The sequence below is a fragment of the Anaerovibrio lipolyticus LB2005 genome (genome assembly GCF_000621545.1).
Lineage (GTDB): Bacteria > Bacillota > Negativicutes > Selenomonadales > Selenomonadaceae > Anaerovibrio > Anaerovibrio lipolyticus_A.
The window spans coordinates 26198-44896 of record NZ_JHYA01000016.1 but is presented as its reverse complement, the minus strand read 5'-3'; the positions used below and the strand labels follow the sequence as shown (position 1 = coordinate 44896).

Sequence of the window (18699 nt, the reverse complement as noted above, 5' to 3'; positions counted from 1 at the left end):
AATAGAAAATGAACCATAACTGCTGTTTACCGTCTTTTTCTTGTAACCATTGCGGCTGTCATCATTTGATGAGCGTTCGGATTTCTCATAGCCCAAATGTTCATCCATTTCAGCTTCCATCATCTCTTTGATGGTGCCGCCGAGAAGATCCTTCAGAGCTTCCTGAATGTCTTCAGCAGAATTGATGTCATATTCGGTCAATAATTGCTGAATAATTTGGCGCTTACCGTCTGTCATTTGTACATGGTGTACTGGTTTTGAAGATTTTCTTGCCATAACAAAAGGCCTCCTATGATTTTATTTTACCATAGAAGACCTTGCAGATTACTAATTATGTTATTTACAGAAAAACTTTCACACTCTCGGGAGATACTGGGTGCATCTTTTTGATAGGTGCATCCTTTAAAATGTCTGTTATTCATATTTTTTTTCATTATCTTCGATGACTTTGAGAATGGCCTCCTTGTGGCCTTTTACAGCTTCAAAGGGCTTGAACTGGGCGGCTCTCTGCCTCATGGTAAGTGGCGGATGCTTCCTTGATACATGGTGGGGTAGGTCGATAATATCAGCATACGGATGTTTTTCCTTGTCCATGGTTCTTTCTCTGCTCCTTCATCAGCTGTATTGCATCTTGGCGTTTCTTCCGGGCCTCCAGCTTTTTGATGGCCTGGCTGGCAATGAAATAATTGAGGGCATAAATAAAATCCTGCCGGGTTACCGGAACATTGTCCTTTCTGCAGAGGGGCTGTGCCATATCATTTCTTTTGAAGCCCACCATTTTGCTTTGGCCATACCACTGGTCATTCCCAAGGAAAAAGATATAGCCCTCGTCTATCAGGTCAAATTGACATTTCAGCCCGCTCTGGGGATCTGTTTCGATTTCCAGATGGGGCTTTTTTATTAGATCCAGCGTTTTGCTGTCATAAATACCCAGAGGGATATTCCCCAAACAGATATAGCGGGAGTGAAACCACCCGCTTTTGCTGTCCCTGAGTTCGTCACTGTGGGAGAAGGTTGTATATACTTGTTCTTGCCTTGTGATGATGTTGTGGAGGTTGTGGTAGTCGATAAGATAATCATCCATTTCGTTAAAGCTATCGAAAAGCTGTATCTGGCGCATGGCGGTCTGAAAATCAGCAGCCCGGGGGCGGAACAAAATCATGGGAAAGCTCCTTTCTGGTGTATTTAAATAGAATATTTGTTTGCTGTATGGGTATTATAACAGAATTTATGTTTGGGATTCAAGAGAGATTTTTGATTTAGATTTTTTTAAACAAAAAATAAACGCCATCTAAAAAGAATATAAAAATGGGTACGAAGGAGGCCGCCACCACGGCATACGATCCACCCATAAAAAGACCGTCCTTTATGCAGGATTATAACGAGCTTTAAGATGTCCCCCACCTCTTTAGGTGGGGGAAAATAAACTACAACAGCTGGTGAGCATATCTCCCAGCTCGTTGCGACGCGAAGCTAGTCCTGAAAGGGAAACGCTAATTGGAAGATTTTTCTTCTAAAGAAGAAAAATTTGAACAATGGCGTTATAATAGTATATTGTCGAAGAAATGGGCAATGTAATAGACAATATAATAATCACGGGGCTGTTCTCAACTCAGAGAATAGCCCTTTAGTTTTGGGCAAAAGAAAAGCCCTGCTAATTTCCCCATAAATTGAAACAAGCGGAGGCTTCCGTTCCCTCCGCTGTTAGTAATGACACTGGAAGAAATTATACAATCCCTGATGAAAAGCATAACCGCTTCTACGTGCCTTTATTTACTTAATATATACGTTTTATTTGGGTGTGTATTTCTTTTTCTGTTATTTATATCCATGAGCAGGGGAAAGTGTTATCATCTTATATACTTTTCAAATATGAACATACCATCTATCGTCGATAAACATAATATCTCGTAAAACTGCTTGACTTAAAGTAGGCTCTAAATGGTATAGTCAGTATAAAGTGTGAAATATGTTTTTTTTAGGAGGTTAACATGAAGGTATTAATTATTAATGGCAGTCCTCGGGTGGGAGGTAATACAACTGTAGCGGTAAATGAGCTGGTAAAAACATTTGATACCGAAGGCGTGGAGACTGAGGTGGTACAGATAGGCAATAAGGCTATTCGAGGCTGTATTGGCTGTTATTCATGTGCTGAAAAAAAGAAATGTGTATTTGATGATGAAGTAAATGAATTGGCACCTAAATTTGAAGCGGCAGATGGCCTTATTGTAGCTTCACCGGTTTATTATGCCTCACCAAATGGTACGGTGCTGTCATTTCTGGACCGTTTGTTTATGAGCTGCAAGTTTGACAAGTCCATGAAGGTAGGAGCAGGTGTTGCTGTGGCACGTCGGGGCGGTTTATCAGCTACCTATGATGCTCTTAACAAGTATTTTGGCATTTCTGGTATGCCAATAGCCTCCAGCCAATATTGGAACAGCGTTCACGGAACCGCTCTAGGGGAGGCACAGCAGGATGGCGAGGGACTTCAGACCATGCGTACTCTGGCCAGAAATATGACCTTCCTCATGAAGAGTATTGCCTTGGGTAAGGAAAAATTTGGCCTACCAGAAAAGGAACCATGGCAGCCAACTAACTTTATACGTTGATAACCAGGTTACTTCTTGTCCATGGTTCTTATTTTTCTGTATAGTAGGCATATTGGGCGTGGATATCCTGCAACAGTCTTTTAAAGTCACTGTAACGGTACAACCCATCTTCATTCGCCTCAATACCAGTCAGTTTTATAGGATAGCGCAGCGGAGGATTATTCAAATCAAGTACCTCACAATTGCGTATTTGGCGGTCACTTTGGTAAATAATATATGGATTGATATACAGCTCCCCATCCTTGTCCCGCCGTTTCTCAAGGACAATCTTGCAACCAATAGGGGCCTTGTCTGTAATAGCACCCGGAACATGGTAATCTCCGGCTCCCAGCACTGTCATGAGCATAATAATATTGGTATCATGACCGCAAAAAAATGAAAACCGTTTATGTTCGTTACTGAGATCAGAATCCATTTTCCCCAGTAATGAATGAATATATCTCAATGATAGGGCGGGATTTTCGCAAATCATGGATATACCCCTTGTAGAGATATCTCCTATATTTTTCCAGTCCTGTTCCGTAAGGCCCGTACCCCAATCGGCCTTGTCGTTATCCGGTTCTTCATAATATTGCATTATTAATGCGTCTGTGGCCTTGTAGGCATCCCGCCAGGAGCCCTTAAATCCAGGAACGTTTTTATTTTTGCCACCTAACACAAAATGAACATCCCTTGGGTCTAAATGTTCAATACCCTTTTCCCGGGCGTATTCAGAATGGGAGAAATCCATTACCTTTTCAAAGCTGGCCAACATGGCTTCTCCATTGGTCAAATAACGGGGCATATTCTGTTCCGTATAGGATACCCCCAACTCGTACAGACGTGGAGTATCAAGCTCTAGGGGAAAGTAAAATACAGGGTCCGGCTCATCAATCCCCTTGGTGTGTACCACCTGAATATTGGCTACTGGCAACATCCCGCTGGAAAAATACTTGGCCGTGGCAATGGTCCGCTGAAATGAATTGGCATAAAAGGACACTTCCCCCTCCTGTGGCACCCAGTCCACAGGCATAAAGCCCTCATCCTCCAGGTAACAGCGATAATACTGTCCAAAGGCAGTTTCATTTATGGCCCCTTTTAGGGTCAGATGCCCCGGCTGAATGGACCACTGCTGCCACTGATGGCTAGTCATCTTGTCCGCAATAGAGCCCTTTCCCGCCAACGGAGTTCTCAGATTGTGGCGACTCATCATCACCACCTGTTCCAGCTGATACCCCTTGTCAGTAAGAACCGAGCTGGCACTGGCTGGAATAAAGCCCACCAAAACCAGCACCCACGAAAACGTCAATGCTACAACTGATTTTATATAGTTTTTCATACGGCTTTCCAATGATAACATACTACCCCCTCCTTCTAAATCACAATGTCGGTACAGCCTAATAATAATATTTATCCAAATAAAAATCAAAAAGCTCTCACACTGATATATACCCTTCTTCCTGGTTGTTCAGGATTGATTGAAGAGAGTAGCTGGCGCATGGGGAAGATTTAAAGCATGGTGCTGGTGCTACTACAGATTGATTGGCCCAGCCCATCATGCAGAATAAAATATTAAAATACATGGGGTTCACACTAAGAAGCTAGTGTGAACCTTTTTGCAGAAAAATAAAAAAAGAGAAACATTTTTATTGATATGCCTTTTATTCATATTGTTATAATTAAATTGAGGGTATAAAATGTGATGTAGTAGTGAATATATTCGTAACTGGAGGAGCAGTTATGCATGGTAGGGTTTTTACAATAGAAAAGAAATGTACAGCCTGTAACAAGTGTATTGAAGTCTGCCCTGTAGATATGGCCAATCGGGTGTACAGATCCCTGGACAGAAAACGGCGTATTGCTGTCAACAGTAAATATTGCATTTCCTGTGGTGCATGTATTAAGGTTTGTGATCATGGAGCCCGTGATTATACCGATGACACAGAGCGCTTTTTTATGGATTTGGCAATGGGTGATCCCATTCATCTCCTTGTAGCTCCGGCGGCTAAGGTTAATTTTTCAGATTTGCCCCGCCTGCTGGGGTGGCTGAAATCCATGGGAGTCGCTAATATATATGATGTCTCCTTTGGTGCTGATATCTCTACCTGGGCATATTTAAAGGCGAGACAGGAGCTATCCCTTTCTTCCGTTATTGCTCAGCCATGTTCGTCTGTGGTAAATTTCTGTGAACGTTATATGCCAGAGTTGTTACCTTCATTGGCACCTATTCAAAGCCCTCTTATCTGTATGGCTATTTATTTACGTCTGGAAAAGCAGCTGGAGGGAAAAATTGCCTTTTTATCACCTTGCATCGCTAAAACAGATGAAATAGGCGATCAAAATACAGGGAAATTGGTATCATACAACATAACCTTTGACAAGCTGAAGCGTAAATTAGCTGAAATGCACGTCCAGCTTGACCAATATCCGGAGACTGGCTTCGATGGAATGCAGCCTGGAATAGGTCATGTATACAGTCGTCCAGGGGGATTGGGTGAAACTATCCGTGTTACAAATAAAGACCTTTGGATACGTCAGATAGATTCAGTCCGACGCGTATACCCATACCTTAAGGAATATTACCAACGGCAAACTAAACAGCTTCCGGTTCCCGATATAGTAGATATCCTGAATTGCACAGGTGGCTGTAATTGCGGTACAGGAACTGAGCAAAAAATTTCCATGGACGATATTGATTATAAGACCAATATTTATAAAAAGGAACAGCTCGCCAATCAGGTTACAGAAAAGGACCATGGTACTATTTACAAAATAGAGCAATATTTTGACAGCTGCCTGGATTGGCATGACTATATCAGGGAATACTCAAGCAAAAAAATAGAAAATGGCCGATTTACCGATGAGGATTTGGATGATGTGTTCTACCAACTTCGAAAGAATACTGTTGAATCCCGGAACCGCAATTGTCACGCCTGTGGCTATGGAAGCTGTAAACGCTTAGCCCAAGCGGTCAAGCTGGGGATTAATATGGCGGAGAGCTGTATAGAATATGAACGAAGTGGCCTTTTACATGACACCCTTACCCCACTTCTTAACCATGCAGGCCTGGAATCTGCACTAGAGCAGGCTATGTGGATGTACCACACAAACCAACTTACCAATTTGGCAATTCTTATGCTTGACGTAGATGACTTTAAGCTGGTAAATGACTCCTTTGGACATGATGTGGGCGATGAAGCACTAAAGGCTGTTGCAGGGAGTATAAGTAAAAACATCAGCAGCAACGATTCGGCTGGCCGGTGGGGCGGTGACGAATTTATGGTTATTCTGCCAAACACTGCCCTAGAGGGTGCCCAGAAAATAGCCGAGGCTATAAAGCATAGTGTAAAAACCTCCAATGTTTTGCCGCGGGGCGAGCATTTTACCACCAGCATAGGTATAGCTATAGCCCAACATGTGGATAATGCCCTTACAATATTTCAGCGGGTGGACAGTGCCTTGTATGAAGCCAAGAAACATAAGAAAAGTAAGTCCAGGTCCAATAAATAAAAAGCATGTCATCTTCCTTCACTTGAAATAATAATGCAAGTTTATCTGGGCAAATGATACTGTCCTTCTGGTAGTGTGAACGTACCCTTGCCGGTGCATATACCACCTTGGTAGGTGCGGCCCACCTTCGTACCCATTATTTTTAAAAAAATTCTATAACACTTTTATCCTCTCATGGATATAAAGGACAAGAAGAATTTAAATCACAAAAACTAACATAGGGGGGATAAAAATGGATGATGAGAAGTTGACAAAAAGGCTGGAAGATTTTGATTTTTCTCTCCTGCATCCAGTGAGGGAGACTTTAAGGAATCAGTTATTGTTCATGCACCGTCGGGATAATGCCATGCGAGGTATTATGACGGGGAGGATGACAGATGATGAGCTGGATATGGTGGTTGCAGCTGGTAATCCTGCACTGGAAAAAAATAAAAATATAGAAAACAAGAACAAATAAAAAAGACCGTAAATAGAAATTGCCCTGGCTTTTTAGCGAGGGCACATATTTTAATCTCCTGCCTGTTTTTGGAGGATAACACTTTTGCTATCTCATGTATATAAAGAATGAGAATAAACAACAAAATTCAAATACGAGGAGGACGACATCATGGCAAAGGATAACGTAGGAAAGTTTTATGAAAAACTAACCATGGATATATCTATAGCAGAAAAACTCAATGCACTTGATAAAACTTTCGCTGAAGATAATGAATTACCAGCAGATGATGATGAAAAGATTATTTGTGCATTTTTGGAAAAAGCGGCAGCAAGTATTGTTCTGCCTATAGCTAGTGAAGTGGGGCTCCCATTCACTATTGAAGAATTAAAGGCCTTTGAAATCGACCAGCTGACGGATATGACTATTTCTGAAGATGAATTGGACCAGGTTTGTGGCGGAACGGCAGTACAGCGTTGGGGAACGCGTCATAATAATATCACCAATAACAACTCGGGTTGTAGCGTTATTGGTGTAAGCATTAATAATTTAAATGCCAATAAACAAACTGTTTTTTGTGCGATAATGGGTGGCCAGATAAGGGGCATAGCTAAATAGTAGATTTAAAATTTGGGGTAATTCACCATGGATAAGGAAAACAGTATGGTGCAATGTGGGCTTTGCCCGCATAAATGCAATTTAAATCAAAATAAGACAGGGCTTTGTGGTACCAGAAAAAATATTGATGGTAACATAAAATCGATTTCCTATGGGCAGGTCACATCTTTGGCCGTTGATCCCATCGAAAAGAAGCCTTTGTATCATTTCTATCCCGGAACGGCAATATTATCTGTGGGGGGCTTTGGATGCAATATGAAATGTCCCTTCTGTCAAAATTATTCCATATCACAGCAGGGAATAGAGGTATCTCAGGGCTATGTTTCCCCGGAAGAAATGGTGGAATTTGCCCGTAAAGCCACTTTGAAAGCTGGAAGCATAGGGGTGGCCTTTACCTATAACGAGCCATTCCTCAGCTATGAGTATTTATTGGATGTGGCACCATTGTTGAAAGCGGAGGGGCAGAAGGTGGTGCTGGTGACCAATGGGCAAGTATGTCAGGAGCCATTGAAGGCAATTCTTCCTTATATAGATGCTATGAATATTGATTTAAAGGCGTTCTCTGAAGATGGATACAAATGGATGGGGGGAGATTTTAAAACGACCAAGGATACCATACGGCTGTCGTTGGAGGCCGGTGTTCATGTGGAAGTGACAACCCTTGTTATTCCTGGCATCAATGATGATTCTGATATGATGCGTTCAGAGGCTACGTGGATTTCCAAGTTGCGGAAGGATATACCACTTCACTTGTCCCGCTATTTTCCGCGTTACAAGCTACAAACAGAGGCCACCCCGGTGGCAACATTATATAGGCTGCAGGAAATAAGCCAGGAATGTCTGGATTATGTTTACTTGGGAAATGTGTAAAAAAAAAGAGCCCTGCCTGTTTTTTGGAGGGTAACAAGCAGGGGAGAATGAGATGAATTGTGTAATTTTATATGACATCCTTACATACGACCCACAGAAGAATGTATTACATTTTTTTCAATATTTTTTTATTATTAGAAATGCTGTTGAACCAAAGTATACAACAGCATATTTTTATGCAAAAAAAGAAGCCGTGTGTAGTCGGCTTCTTTGAGAGGGACGGGTTGGAGAGGACCCGTCAAAAAGGAAAAAAGTAAGCACGGACTAAATCTATCATCCACGATAAAAGGTAGTCCGAATCGTTTTACATCTATACATACGGATGAAAATCAAATCCATTACAAAAACTTTTTATTTTTTTCAAAAATTTTTTTGTAATACTTATCTATACGGTTCGTATGTATGGGCAGAAGACAAAAACATGGGTACAGCCCATACAAGGAAGGGAGTAGATCTTATGAGCAAGAAACTTGAACTTAAAGAAATGGAATTGGAGCAAGTAGCAGGCGGTCGTCCAAGAATTCGTCTTCATGGCCCACGCCGTAAGCCATTCCAGTTTATCAGAGATATTATTGATTTGATTAGGGACATCTCTCAGCCTAAGAAGGATAACCCACAGCAGCCACCGCAGCAGCAACCACATAATGCTGCATAAAAAATAAAATCGCACATTCATCTCTATCGTTATTATTGACTACCCGTAACAAAAGGGGGATTTTACATGATGGCAAATTTGGAGCTCGGCTTAATCTCATTGTTGTTTATCGGCCTGACTGGTGCGTTGGGGATTATGGCAGGAAAAATGTTATTCCGCCTTTTGGTAGGGTTATATGAGGAAATTCATCAATATTAAAATATCAGAATCGGATGGTTTGGAGCTGCTTCGGCAGCTCCTTTTGTTTTATTTAATAAATTGCCTCATGCCTTGTGCCCGCCAATTTGCTGGTTTCTTTCAATAGTCATGGCTCCCTCCTGAAGGTTAGCTCCTTTCAAAATGGCGTTTTTGCCAAATTTGTTTTTGATATTCAAAAGGACGTGTTGGAGGTCTTTTTCTTTGGTATCGGCCTTTTTTTCCAGCTCCAGCTTCTTGGCTTCAGCCTCGTAGTCAGTAAAGAGGTCAAGCTGCTGGGGCTTATCTTTTTCCCGTTTTAGTACACTTTCGCTGAGTACGTGGTTGGCGGTAACATTTACCCGTCGGATAAAAAGGTTGGGGTCTGTAATTTTATCAAACAGTTCCAGTGCTGCATCCAGTATCAGGCGGGTTGATGATGTGTGCTTTTCAAGGCTCATGGAACCATGGGCCGGAGTGGGAACCCTGCGACCATAGTGGTCAATATGGGTGCTACCCTTGTAATTATGTTCTGTAACATTGGAAATGTCATAACCAATATCCAGCACTATTTGGTCAGTAAGCAGTCCCTTTTCCACCAGCTCCAGCACAAGAAGATCAGTCATTTCCCACACTATGAGCCGTCCCTTTTCATGAGAGTAGGCACTTTGAAGCACCTGACCGCTGCTTATGCTGTTGAATGCCGGCTGGTATTCCCTTATGGCCTCTATTGTACAGGGCTCATAGCCCCAGGCATGGTCAATAAGGAGCTGGGCACTTATGCCAAAAAGGCGGTATAACAAATCCTCGTTGTAATATTCGTTTTCCTTTCCCAGGGAGCAGCGGGCAATATCCCCCATGGTGTAAAGACCATGTTCTTTGAGTTTTTTTGCATAGCCGTGGCCAACACGCCAAAAATCAGTTATAGGGGTGTGGGTCCATAGCTGGTGGCGGTAACTCATTTCATCCAGCTCTGCAATTCTGACTCCATCCTCGTCCTCTGGAATTTTCTTGGCCACAATGTCCATGGCCACCTTGGCCAGATAGAGATTTGTGCCGATACCGGCCGTGGCGGTTATACCAGTGATGTCCTTGATATCCTTGATAATGCGCAGTGCCAGCTCATGGCCTGTCATTTTGTAGGTGGCAAGGTAAGGCGTTGCATCAATAAATACCTCGTCTACGCTGTAGCTGTGAATATCATCTGCTGATACGTATTTAATATAAATGCCAAAAATAATTGCACTGTATTCCACATAACGGGCCATGCGAGGCATGGCTACAATGTAATCAAGAGCAAGGGAGGGATCCTTTTCCAGCTCTTGTGAATCAACGGAGCTGCCGGTGAATTTATGTCCCGGGGCGGCTGCCTTGCGAAGGTAATTTATCTCCTTAACCTTCTGCTGAACCTCAAAAAGCCGGGGCCTCCCCGATATTCCGTGGGCTTTAAGGGAAGGGGTTACGGCCAGACAGATGGTTTTGCCGCTGCGGCTTTCATCTGCCACAACCAGGTTGGTGGTGAGAGGATCAAGCTCCCGATCCTTACACTCTACAGAGGCGTAGAAGGATTTCAGATCTATGGCTATATAGCATTTGTCAGTCATGGCTCTCACATCCTGACGTGGAATAAAATTAGAACATGAAGGGATTTATTTTTTTGCATAAAAATGGTCGGGATGACAGGATTCGAACCTGCGACACCTTCGTCCCGAACGAAGTGCGCTACCAAACTGCGCTACATCCCGACAATGATATGCTAACTGCTTATTATGATACTCCTTATTGGCAGTTTTTTTCAATAAAAAAGAAAAATTCACTATTTCCATGCTAAATTGATAAAAATATTCTATAACGAGGTGAAACTATCTACCACCTCGTTGAAACGCTAAGTGGAAGATTTTTCTTCTGGGGAAGAAAAATTTGAACAACTGCGTTATAATATTTATATATTGTAAATATTTATTTAATTATATTGTATGCCGATGACGTGCTTTTAGCAAGTTAAGGGGCCTAGAATACAGGGGATTGATTTTTTACATTATAGGGGGCGCGGAGTATATGAAAACAATAGGCATCATGGGTGGCATGGGGCCAATGGCCACTGTGGACTTAATGAAGAAAATTATTTTGGCTACGCCGGCTAAGGTGGATCAGGAGCATATTCCTATGCTGGTGGATAATAATTGCAGGATTCCGGATCGTACCAGGGCCATTAAGGGCTTGGGAGCATCCCCGGTCCCGGAAATGCTGAAAAGTGCCAAGCGGCTTATGATGGGCGGAGCGGATTTTATCATTATGGCCTGCAACACAGCCCATTATTTTTTGCCGGAGCTGTTACCTCATATTACAATTCCTGTGTTGTCTATTATTGATGTAGCAGTTGCAGCAATTACGGAAAAGGGGTATAAAAGTGTGGGGTTGCTGGCCACCAGTGGTACCATCAGTACCGGATTATACCAGAAGGCATTGGAGGTCAATGGCCTTAAGTGTATTGCCCCTTCAGCAGAAAGACAGCATATTGTGGATGATATTATTTATGATGGCGTAAAAGCCAATAATCAAAACTATGATACAGGTGATATTAAGAGCTTGCTGGCGGAAATGAAGGAGCAGGGAGCAGAGGCCTTTATCCTCGGCTGCACCGAGGTGCCGGTGGCTGTGACCATGTACAATCTGGAAGGCGTATTCGTTGATTCCACCGACGAACTGGCCAAGGCAGCAGTGAAGTTTGCCCGGGAAGATTGAAGTCACGATAGCATTATTGCTCAAGAGTTCACCATTTTAGGATAATTAAAAGCAGAGTCGGTTCGGCTCTGCTTTTTAGTACCAGCTATTAAAAGCTACTTGCAATAATATGCATAATGGGTGTATTATTAAGAGGTCTTAGGTTACATTTCTTTAAAATTTTTCAGTTATTGTACATAAGAAATAATTCATTATACAAATTAATTCAAAACAATAGAAATTCCCTATGTACAAATTATTGATTATATGATAAAGTTAGGGTAATTTAAGAAATCGTCAAACAAATATTTTCGGTTAGAGGAGGTAATGTTGTGGATACAACAACCATTGCAGTGGTGATATTTGTAGCTGCATACGCACTGATTATTTCAGAAAAAGTCCATCGTACCATCGTTGGTATCGTTGGCGCTATGTTGATGATCCTCTGTGGAATTTTGTCCCAGGAGGTGGCAATTCATCACATAGATTTTAATACCTTGGGTTTACTCATTGGTATGATGACTATCGTAAATATTACGGCGGAAACGGGCTTGTTTAACTTCCTGGCCATTTGGGCGGCCCAGAGGGTTAAGGCTAACCCTATGAAGCTGCTTCTGGCACTAGCCCTTTTGACAGCTGTATGCTCCGCACTTTTGGATAATGTAACGACAGTTTTGTTGACAGTTCCGGTAACCTTCAGCATTACTTCCCAGCTGAAGGTTGATGTAAAGCCTTTCCTGATTGCCCAGATTTTGGCATCCAACATTGGTGGTACTGCGACTTTGGTAGGTGACCCGCCAAATATTATGATTGGTTCTGCTGTTGGCTTGAGCTTCATGGATTTCATTATTCATCTGACTCTTCCGGCTATTATTATTTTCCTTGTAACTGTATTCCTGCTGGAGATGATTTATGGCAAGTCCCTCCATACTACGCCTGAGCTTCAGGAGCAGGTAATGAAGCTGAATGCTTCCAAGCAGATCAGCAACAAGCCTCTCATGAAGAAGTGTCTGGTGGTATTGGCACTGACCATGAGCTTGTTTGTGGCACATAGTGCCCTCGGTCTTGAGTCTGCAACCGCAGCTCTTTCTGGTGCCGGTCTTCTCTTACTGATTACCTTTACAAGAGATGAGGAAATGATTGCAAAGGTTCTCAGCAAGGTTGAGTGGACTGCAATTTTCTTCTTCGCAGGCCTGTTCATTTTGGTTGGTGGCTTGGTTGAAACTGGCGTTATCAAGTGGTTGGCTGAGGAAGGTATTAAGATTACCCACGGTTCTGTAGAGGGAACTGCCATCCTGATTCTCTGGATGTCTGCTATTGCCTCTGCCTTCGTTGATAATATCCCATTTGTAGCAACCATGATTCCGCTTATTAAGGACATGGGTGCCATGGGCCTCAGCAATCTGGAGCCTATGTGGTGGTCCTTGGCTTTGGGTGCATGCCTTGGTGGTAACGGTACCCTCATCGGTGCCAGCGCCAACGTAGTAGTTGCTTCCATGGCAGCTCAGCACGGCAGACAGATTTCCTTTATCGGCTTCATGAAGATAGCCTTCCCGTTGATGATTCTTTCCATCATCATCAGTACAGCTTATGTATATCTCCGTTACCTCATGTAATGGAACACAATTAAATTAGGTAAATGCGCTTAATATAAAAAGAGGACTGCGGCTAGAGTGGTTTCGAGACACCATGCCGCAGTCTTCTTTTTTTATGAAATCTTAGTGAATCAAATTAATTATTTCTTTTCGTAGATTTGGAAGCCGTCACGGCCGGCATCCTTTACTTTATAGAGGGCACGATCTGCCTCGCGGAAAAGGTAATCGTAGCTGGTGCCCCTTTCCTTGGTAATGGCGATGCCGATGCTGCCGGTTACATTAGCAGCGTGTCCGCCAACCATCATGTCCTTTATTCTGGTTAGAAGCCATTGGGTCTGTTTTCTGATGTCCATAACCGTTGCCTCTGGAGGGAGAGTTACCATAATCATGAATTCGTCACCACCAAAACGGCCTACTGCCGTAAGATCAGTACAGGTGGTTTTCAAAATTTTGGCGAAGTCTATAAGCAACTCGTCTCCCATTTGATGCCCGTAGGTATCGTTAAATCTCTTAAAGTGGTCCAAATCAATAATGAGAAGGGCAATGGACTCACCCTCTTGCTGCCTGTCCAGCAGCTCTTGGCAACGCAGGGCAATGCCCCTTTTGTTGAGCAGTCCCGTCAGGGGATCCGTTTCTGCTTCCTGCTTGTAGGCATCCCTGTCCTTGGTCAGGACCTTTACTTCATGGAGGGCCCGCTCCAGCTCATCGTTCTTTTCGGAAAGGATAATATTACGCTTTCTGGTTTGACGGTTATTATGGAGAATAAAGCCAATTATCAGCAGAATCACCAACGTGAACAGTATAATTGCTGCCAGCTGTATTGGGTATTCCTGCAGTAAAAAACCAAGATTAATCACCGGCGTACTGTTTTTCTTGATGATTCGGTTCACTTCATCAGGGGACAGGCGCTGGATGGCTGTATTCAGCACATGAGTCAGCATTTCCGGGGTGGACTCTGCGGCCATCAGACTGATACCGATATGGCAGCTATATTTATCGTTGATTTTTAGATTAGGCCTGGTAATGAGATTGTTGTGCTGTTGGAGATAAAGAGTTGGTATCATGGCAATGGTGTATTGGTGATTTTCCACTGCCTCAAGACATTCCTCCACCGTTTCCAATATGACGATATCCCAATCCGGGAATTGCTTCTTCAAATAGTCCCTCAGACCGGGAGACTTGGCGGCGGCCACCATGGTCTTTGGACTGTCAACAAAGCTGGTATCCTTGTGAACTATGGCAGAATATTCCACTGTAAGAAAATTGTTGGTATAGTTTAGAGGATTTTCGTAATTGGCGCCTGAATATATGCATGGCATGATATCTGCCTTGCCATTTTGCAGCATTTCCCTGGCTTCGAGGGAGTTATTGGCGATTATTATATCGAATTTAAGACCACTGTCAGTGCCTATATTTTCAATAATATCTCCGAATATTCCTCCGCCACTGCTTACAAAAGGAGAATAGTTTCCCGGCAATACAATTTTGATTGGGGGAGCCGATTCTATAAATTTGCGTTCTATTTCGGCATAGGCAGCAATGCTGTGAATGGCCGGGTTAATATAAGCTTGCTCCAGCATGGTGCTAAAGGAAGGATTCTTTAGCTCTGTGTCGAGAATGGCCTCGTTCAGCTCCCATATCAGTTCCTGATTGGCAGGCAGGGCCATAAATTGGCACTCGGTTATGGCAATAATACCCAGCTCAATCTCATTTCCAAGCAGATCGGAGCCGTCATCCATGGCAGCCTGTATTTCCCCGCGCTGCAGGGCCTCCATCATATTTTGCCCGTTGGAGTAGGTGACATAATTTACGTTTTGCCAGCCTTGGGCGAGTACATAATGCCGGATGTAGCTGGTATTGTCTTCTGCGGCTACATAGCCAATAGTTGCACCGTTCATGGTGGAGCTGTCCAAGACATTAAGTCCACTGCCCGGGACGGTAAAAAGACTCAGCATACCATATACAGAATAGCCCTCACTATACAAGTTCATTGGCTGAAGGGAGTCGTTTCGCTGCACTGGGGCCAGTAAATCCAAAGACCCTTCCTCTAGCATTCTTTTTCCCTCCAGAGGCTGTACCGGGATATATTCATATCCCAAATGAGTGCGTTTGGAAAGCTCCCGTAGATATGCCTTTATATGATGCTCCAGTAGCTCTCTGCTTTGGGGATTGGTGTCCTGCTTTATATCCAGTACACCTACCCGCACTGGTCCCTTGCGCCCGGCGGAATCCTCTGCATTAAGTGGCTGGTTGGCTAAAAGAAGTATAAAAGACAGACAGAGAGACAGAATTAATTTTAATTGAAATCGTCTAAGCATATTTCTATCCTCAATAAAAAAGATTTGAAATGAGTATTAATTAGTAAATATTGTCTGAATATTTATCTACATGATATATTAATAAAACGGATAATGTCTATTGTTTTTACAACATTTTTATCCTCGAAAATAAATCTTTAAAATAGGACTTTTAGGATAGATAATGTTAATAATCATTAAAAAGTATACACAATTTATCAACAAACTGTTGATAAGTGTACAGATGTTATTGTATAATATGTACTCAGTGGACAATGTTATTATATTTGTCCGTGGGACATGAATTGTGATTTACATTTTTGAAATTGTGATTTACAGTGTACATTATATATGAGGGGGAGTTTTCCTTGCAGATGAATGGGGCCCAGGCTATTTTGGAGAGTCTGAAAAGAGAAAATGTGGATTTGGTATTTGGTTATCCAGGCGGTGCAGTGCTGGATTTATATGATGCGGTTTATCAGGCGAAATTTCCTCATATTTTAACCCGCCACGAGCAGGGGGCCGTACATGCTGCGGATGGTTATGCACGGGCCACTGGCAAGGTGGGAGTGGTCTTTGCCACCTCGGGACCTGGTGCCACCAATCTTATTACTGGTATTGCCACAGCCAATATGGATTCTGTGCCTTTGGTGTGCTTCACGGGACAGGTGACTAATCCTCTTATTGGCAAGGACTCCTTTCAGGAGGCAGATATTGTAGGTATCACTACCCCTATTACCAAACACAATTATTTGGTGAAGAAGGCCTCGGAGCTGCCACGGGTTATTAAGGAAGCATTTTTCATTGCCAGAACCGGCCGTCCCGGTCCTGTGGTTATTGATATTGCCAAGGATGTATTTACCACTATGTTGGATTATGAATATCCACAAAAGGTGAAGCTCCGGGGCTACAAGGGGGATTTCACCGGGGATGAGGGCCAGATCCGTGATGTGGTAGAGGCCCTTGGCGAAGCAAAGCGTCCTGTATTTTTCATCGGTGGTGGCGTAACCCTTTCCAATCAGACAGAGGTAATGCGGGAAATTGTTAAAAATACCGGTATTCCGGTGGTAAGCTCCCTTATGGGACTGGGCTGTATTCCAGCAAAGCAGGATGGCTTCCTTGGTATGGTGGGTATGCACGGCTCCTATGCTGCCAACATGGCTGTACAAAAGAGTGATTTGCTCATTGGTATTGGTGTGCGCTTTGATGACCGTGTTACGGGCAAAATCGACGCCTTTGCCCCTAATGCCAAGATTGTTCATTTTGAGGTGGACAAGGCAGAAATTAATAAAAATGTGTTCTCCCATTATCCTGTAATCGGTGATTTGCGTTGGTCCTTGCCAATTTTCAATGAGCAGCTTCAAGGCTCAGGTGAGGATTATCTCAATCGCTTTGCCAAATGGCACAAGCAGGTGGTGGATATGGACAGGGAATGTCCATTCAGCTACAAGACAAATGATAAGGTTATTATGCCTCAGCAGCTTATTGATACAGTAAGCAGTATGGTGGATGAAAATACCATTGTGGTTACCGATGTGGGGCAGCATCAGATGTGGGCGGCCCAGTTCTTCAACAGCCGTAACCCTCGCCAGTTTATTACCTCCGGCGGTCTTGGTACCATGGGGTACGGATTGCCTGCGGCTCTGGGGGCCAAGCTGGGATGCCCAGATAAAAGGGTGGTGCTTTTCACCGGCGATGGTTCTGTAATGATGAACTGTCAGGAGATGTCCACGGCTGCGGATAATAATATTGATATAAAGGTTGTGCTTCTTCATAATAGAGTGCTGGGCATGGTTACCCAGTGGCAGCGCATGTTCTACGGCAAGAGATATTCCCAGACCTTGCTGGGTGGCAAGACGGACTATGTTAAATTGGCCCAGGCCATGGGCATGGAGGCCTGCCGTATTGAAAAGCCGCAGGAATTAGAGGCTTCTCTGGAGAAGGCCCTTAATGTGAAGGGACCAATGCTGATTGACGTGATGCTGCCGGCCAATGAGGATGTATTGCCAATGGTAGCTCCCGGGGCTCAGCTGGACAATATGGTTTTGGGAGGTGCCGAAGCATGAAAAAGTATATTTTAGCCGTTCTGGTAGACAACAAGCCTGGCGTACTAACCCATGTATCGGGGCTTATCAGCCGTCGTGCATTTAATATTGAAAGTATTTCTGCGGGCTACACTGAGGATGAGGACGTTACCCGCATTAATATAGAGGTTTCCGTGGAGGATGACCGGGAGCTGGAGCAGGTGGTGAACCAGCTGGGTAAGCTCATTGATGTTATCAAAATTGTTAATTTGGGCTTGGTGGATTCCATTGTCCGGGAGCTGGTGCTGCTGAAGGTTCGTGCCACCAAGGGTTCTCTGGCGGATATCCGCAACATAGTGGATATTTTCCGTGGCAATATTGTGGATGTTAGTCCTGAGAATGTGGTTATTGAGCTAACGGGCTCCCAAAGTAAAATAAATGCCATCTGTGAAATGCTGGAGGATTTTGAGATAATTGAAATCGCCAGAACAGGTGCCATAGCCCTCAGTCGTGGTCCAATTCCAATAAAAAATATGTAGGTGTTGACATTGCCCACAAAAATGGTATACTAGTCCTAACGGATAATTATTATCCGTTAGGTAAACCGGTTTATTCGTGTGTGTTTTATATATTGTAAGGAGGTTTTTTCATGGAATTAAAAGGTAGCAAGACAGAGCAGAATTTGTGGGCAGCATTTGCCGGAGAGTCCCAGGCCCATACCAAGTATCAGTATTTTGCATCCCAGGCCAAGAAGGATGGTTTCGTTCAGATTCAGAACATCTTTACTGAGACCTCTAAGAACGAGAAGGAGCATGCAAAAATCTGGTTCAAGCTGGTAAATGGCGGTAAGATCGGTTCAACCGCTGAAAATCTCAAGGCAGCAGCTGCTGGTGAGAATGAGGAGTGGACTTCCATGTATCCAGAGTTTGCCAAGGTTGCCCGTGAGGAAGGCTTTGACAAGATTGCTGCTCTCTTTGAGGCTGTGGCTGCCATTGAAAAGGAGCATGAGGAACGCTATAAGATTCTCCTTTTGAATGTGGAGCAGGATAAGGTATTCAAGAAGAACGAAAAGGTTATCTGGCAGTGCTCCAACTGCGGTTATGTATGCACTGGTGAGGCTGCTCCTGAGGAGTGTCCTGTTTGCGCTCATCCAAAGGCTCACTTCCAGGTTCTGCCAACCAACTATAAATAATTAATTCAGACATTAA

At 43.4% G+C, this 18699-nt stretch carries 18 protein-coding genes and 1 tRNA gene; 12 read left to right on the top strand and 7 right to left on the bottom strand.

Features of this window, described 5'->3' with window-relative positions:
- The 3 genes from T355_RS0111400 to T355_RS0111390 all read right to left on the bottom strand — a co-directional run.
- Positions 1 to 276 (bottom strand): transposase (locus T355_RS0111400; RefSeq protein WP_027397868.1); only part of this gene is annotated, 276 nt, incomplete at its 3' end.
- Positions 277 to 414: 138 nt separating this feature from the next.
- On the bottom strand, positions 415 to 594 hold the full coding sequence (locus T355_RS14320) for a hypothetical protein (RefSeq protein WP_037330148.1): 180 nt from the start codon (positions 592 to 594) through the stop codon (positions 415 to 417).
- Positions 566 to 1162 (bottom strand): hypothetical protein, encoded by a 597-nt coding sequence (locus tag T355_RS0111390; protein WP_027397867.1) that lies wholly within the window; start codon positions 1160 to 1162, stop codon positions 566 to 568. Before T355_RS0111390 ends, T355_RS14320 begins: the two co-directional genes overlap by 29 nt.
- A gap of 829 nt (positions 1163 to 1991) precedes the next feature.
- On the opposite strand from T355_RS0111390, the gene T355_RS0111385 reads away from it, so the two are divergent.
- A complete protein-coding gene (locus T355_RS0111385; RefSeq protein WP_027397866.1) occupies positions 1992 to 2609 on the top strand; it encodes a flavodoxin family protein in 618 nt (205 codons plus the stop codon).
- A gap of 28 nt (positions 2610 to 2637) precedes the next feature.
- On the opposite strand, the gene T355_RS0111380 is transcribed toward T355_RS0111385, so the two are convergent.
- Complete coding sequence (locus T355_RS0111380; protein ID WP_027397865.1) at positions 2638 to 3948, bottom strand: histidine-type phosphatase; 1311 nt, start codon at positions 3946 to 3948, stop codon at positions 2638 to 2640.
- A 380-nt stretch (positions 3949 to 4328) separates the two neighbouring features.
- Between T355_RS0111380 and T355_RS14315 the strand changes: the two genes are divergently transcribed.
- From T355_RS14315 to T355_RS15555, 6 genes are all read left to right on the top strand, one after another.
- The gene (locus T355_RS14315) at positions 4329 to 6098 is read left to right on the top strand and encodes a diguanylate cyclase domain-containing protein (RefSeq protein WP_051555555.1); all 1770 of its coding nucleotides are present in this window, start codon (positions 4329 to 4331) and stop codon (positions 6096 to 6098) included.
- A 232-nt stretch (positions 6099 to 6330) separates the two neighbouring features.
- On the top strand, positions 6331 to 6555 hold the full coding sequence (locus tag T355_RS0111370) for a hypothetical protein (RefSeq protein ID WP_027397864.1): 225 nt from the start codon (positions 6331 to 6333) through the stop codon (positions 6553 to 6555).
- A gap of 150 nt (positions 6556 to 6705) precedes the next feature.
- Entirely contained in the window at positions 6706 to 7152 is a 447-nt protein-coding gene (locus T355_RS0111365; RefSeq protein WP_027397863.1) for a hypothetical protein, read from the top strand.
- A 27-nt stretch (positions 7153 to 7179) separates the two neighbouring features.
- The gene (amrS, locus tag T355_RS0111360; RefSeq protein WP_027397862.1) at positions 7180 to 8022 is read left to right on the top strand and encodes an AmmeMemoRadiSam system radical SAM enzyme; all 843 of its coding nucleotides are present in this window, start codon (positions 7180 to 7182) and stop codon (positions 8020 to 8022) included.
- Between the two features lie 457 nt (positions 8023 to 8479).
- A complete protein-coding gene (locus tag T355_RS0111350) occupies positions 8480 to 8677 on the top strand; it encodes a hypothetical protein (RefSeq protein WP_155851724.1) in 198 nt (65 codons plus the stop codon).
- Positions 8678 to 8743: 66 nt separating this feature from the next.
- Positions 8744 to 8875 (top strand): hypothetical protein, encoded by a 132-nt coding sequence (locus T355_RS15555; RefSeq protein ID WP_268761945.1) that lies wholly within the window; start codon positions 8744 to 8746, stop codon positions 8873 to 8875.
- Positions 8876 to 8940: 65 nt separating this feature from the next.
- Here the strand turns inward: T355_RS15555 and T355_RS0111340 are convergent, their stop codons facing one another.
- Both T355_RS0111340 and T355_RS0111335 read right to left on the bottom strand, forming a co-directional pair.
- Entirely contained in the window at positions 8941 to 10455 is a 1515-nt protein-coding gene (locus T355_RS0111340; protein ID WP_027397860.1) for a DNA methylase, read from the bottom strand.
- A gap of 64 nt (positions 10456 to 10519) precedes the next feature.
- A tRNA-Pro gene (locus T355_RS0111335) sits at positions 10520 to 10596 on the bottom strand.
- Between the two features lie 313 nt (positions 10597 to 10909).
- Here T355_RS0111335 and T355_RS0111330 point away from each other — a divergent pair.
- Positions 10910 to 11596, top strand: coding sequence for an aspartate/glutamate racemase family protein (locus T355_RS0111330; protein ID WP_027397859.1), 687 nt, complete (start codon positions 10910 to 10912; stop codon positions 11594 to 11596).
- A gap of 311 nt (positions 11597 to 11907) precedes the next feature.
- A complete protein-coding gene (locus T355_RS0111325) occupies positions 11908 to 13191 on the top strand; it encodes an SLC13 family permease (RefSeq protein ID WP_027397858.1) in 1284 nt (427 codons plus the stop codon).
- A gap of 119 nt (positions 13192 to 13310) precedes the next feature.
- On the opposite strand, the gene T355_RS0111320 is transcribed toward T355_RS0111325, so the two are convergent.
- A complete protein-coding gene (locus tag T355_RS0111320) occupies positions 13311 to 15488 on the bottom strand; it encodes a diguanylate cyclase domain-containing protein (RefSeq protein WP_027397857.1) in 2178 nt (725 codons plus the stop codon).
- A gap of 353 nt (positions 15489 to 15841) precedes the next feature.
- Here T355_RS0111320 and ilvB point away from each other — a divergent pair, with 353 nt between their 5' ends.
- The 3 genes from ilvB to rbr all read left to right on the top strand — a co-directional run bounded on the left by ilvB (position 15842) and on the right by rbr (position 18683).
- Positions 15842 to 17533: a biosynthetic-type acetolactate synthase large subunit gene (gene ilvB, locus T355_RS0111315; RefSeq protein ID WP_197019584.1), complete on the top strand. Its 1692-nt coding sequence runs from the start codon at positions 15842 to 15844 to the stop codon at positions 17531 to 17533.
- Positions 17530 to 18030: an acetolactate synthase small subunit gene (gene ilvN / locus T355_RS0111310; protein WP_027397855.1), complete on the top strand. Its 501-nt coding sequence runs from the start codon at positions 17530 to 17532 to the stop codon at positions 18028 to 18030. The genes ilvB and ilvN overlap by 4 nt, the downstream gene beginning before the upstream one ends.
- A 110-nt stretch (positions 18031 to 18140) precedes the next feature.
- Positions 18141 to 18683: a rubrerythrin gene (gene rbr, locus T355_RS0111305; protein WP_027397854.1), complete on the top strand. Its 543-nt coding sequence runs from the start codon at positions 18141 to 18143 to the stop codon at positions 18681 to 18683.
- The last annotated feature ends 16 nt before the right edge of the window (positions 18684 to 18699 follow it).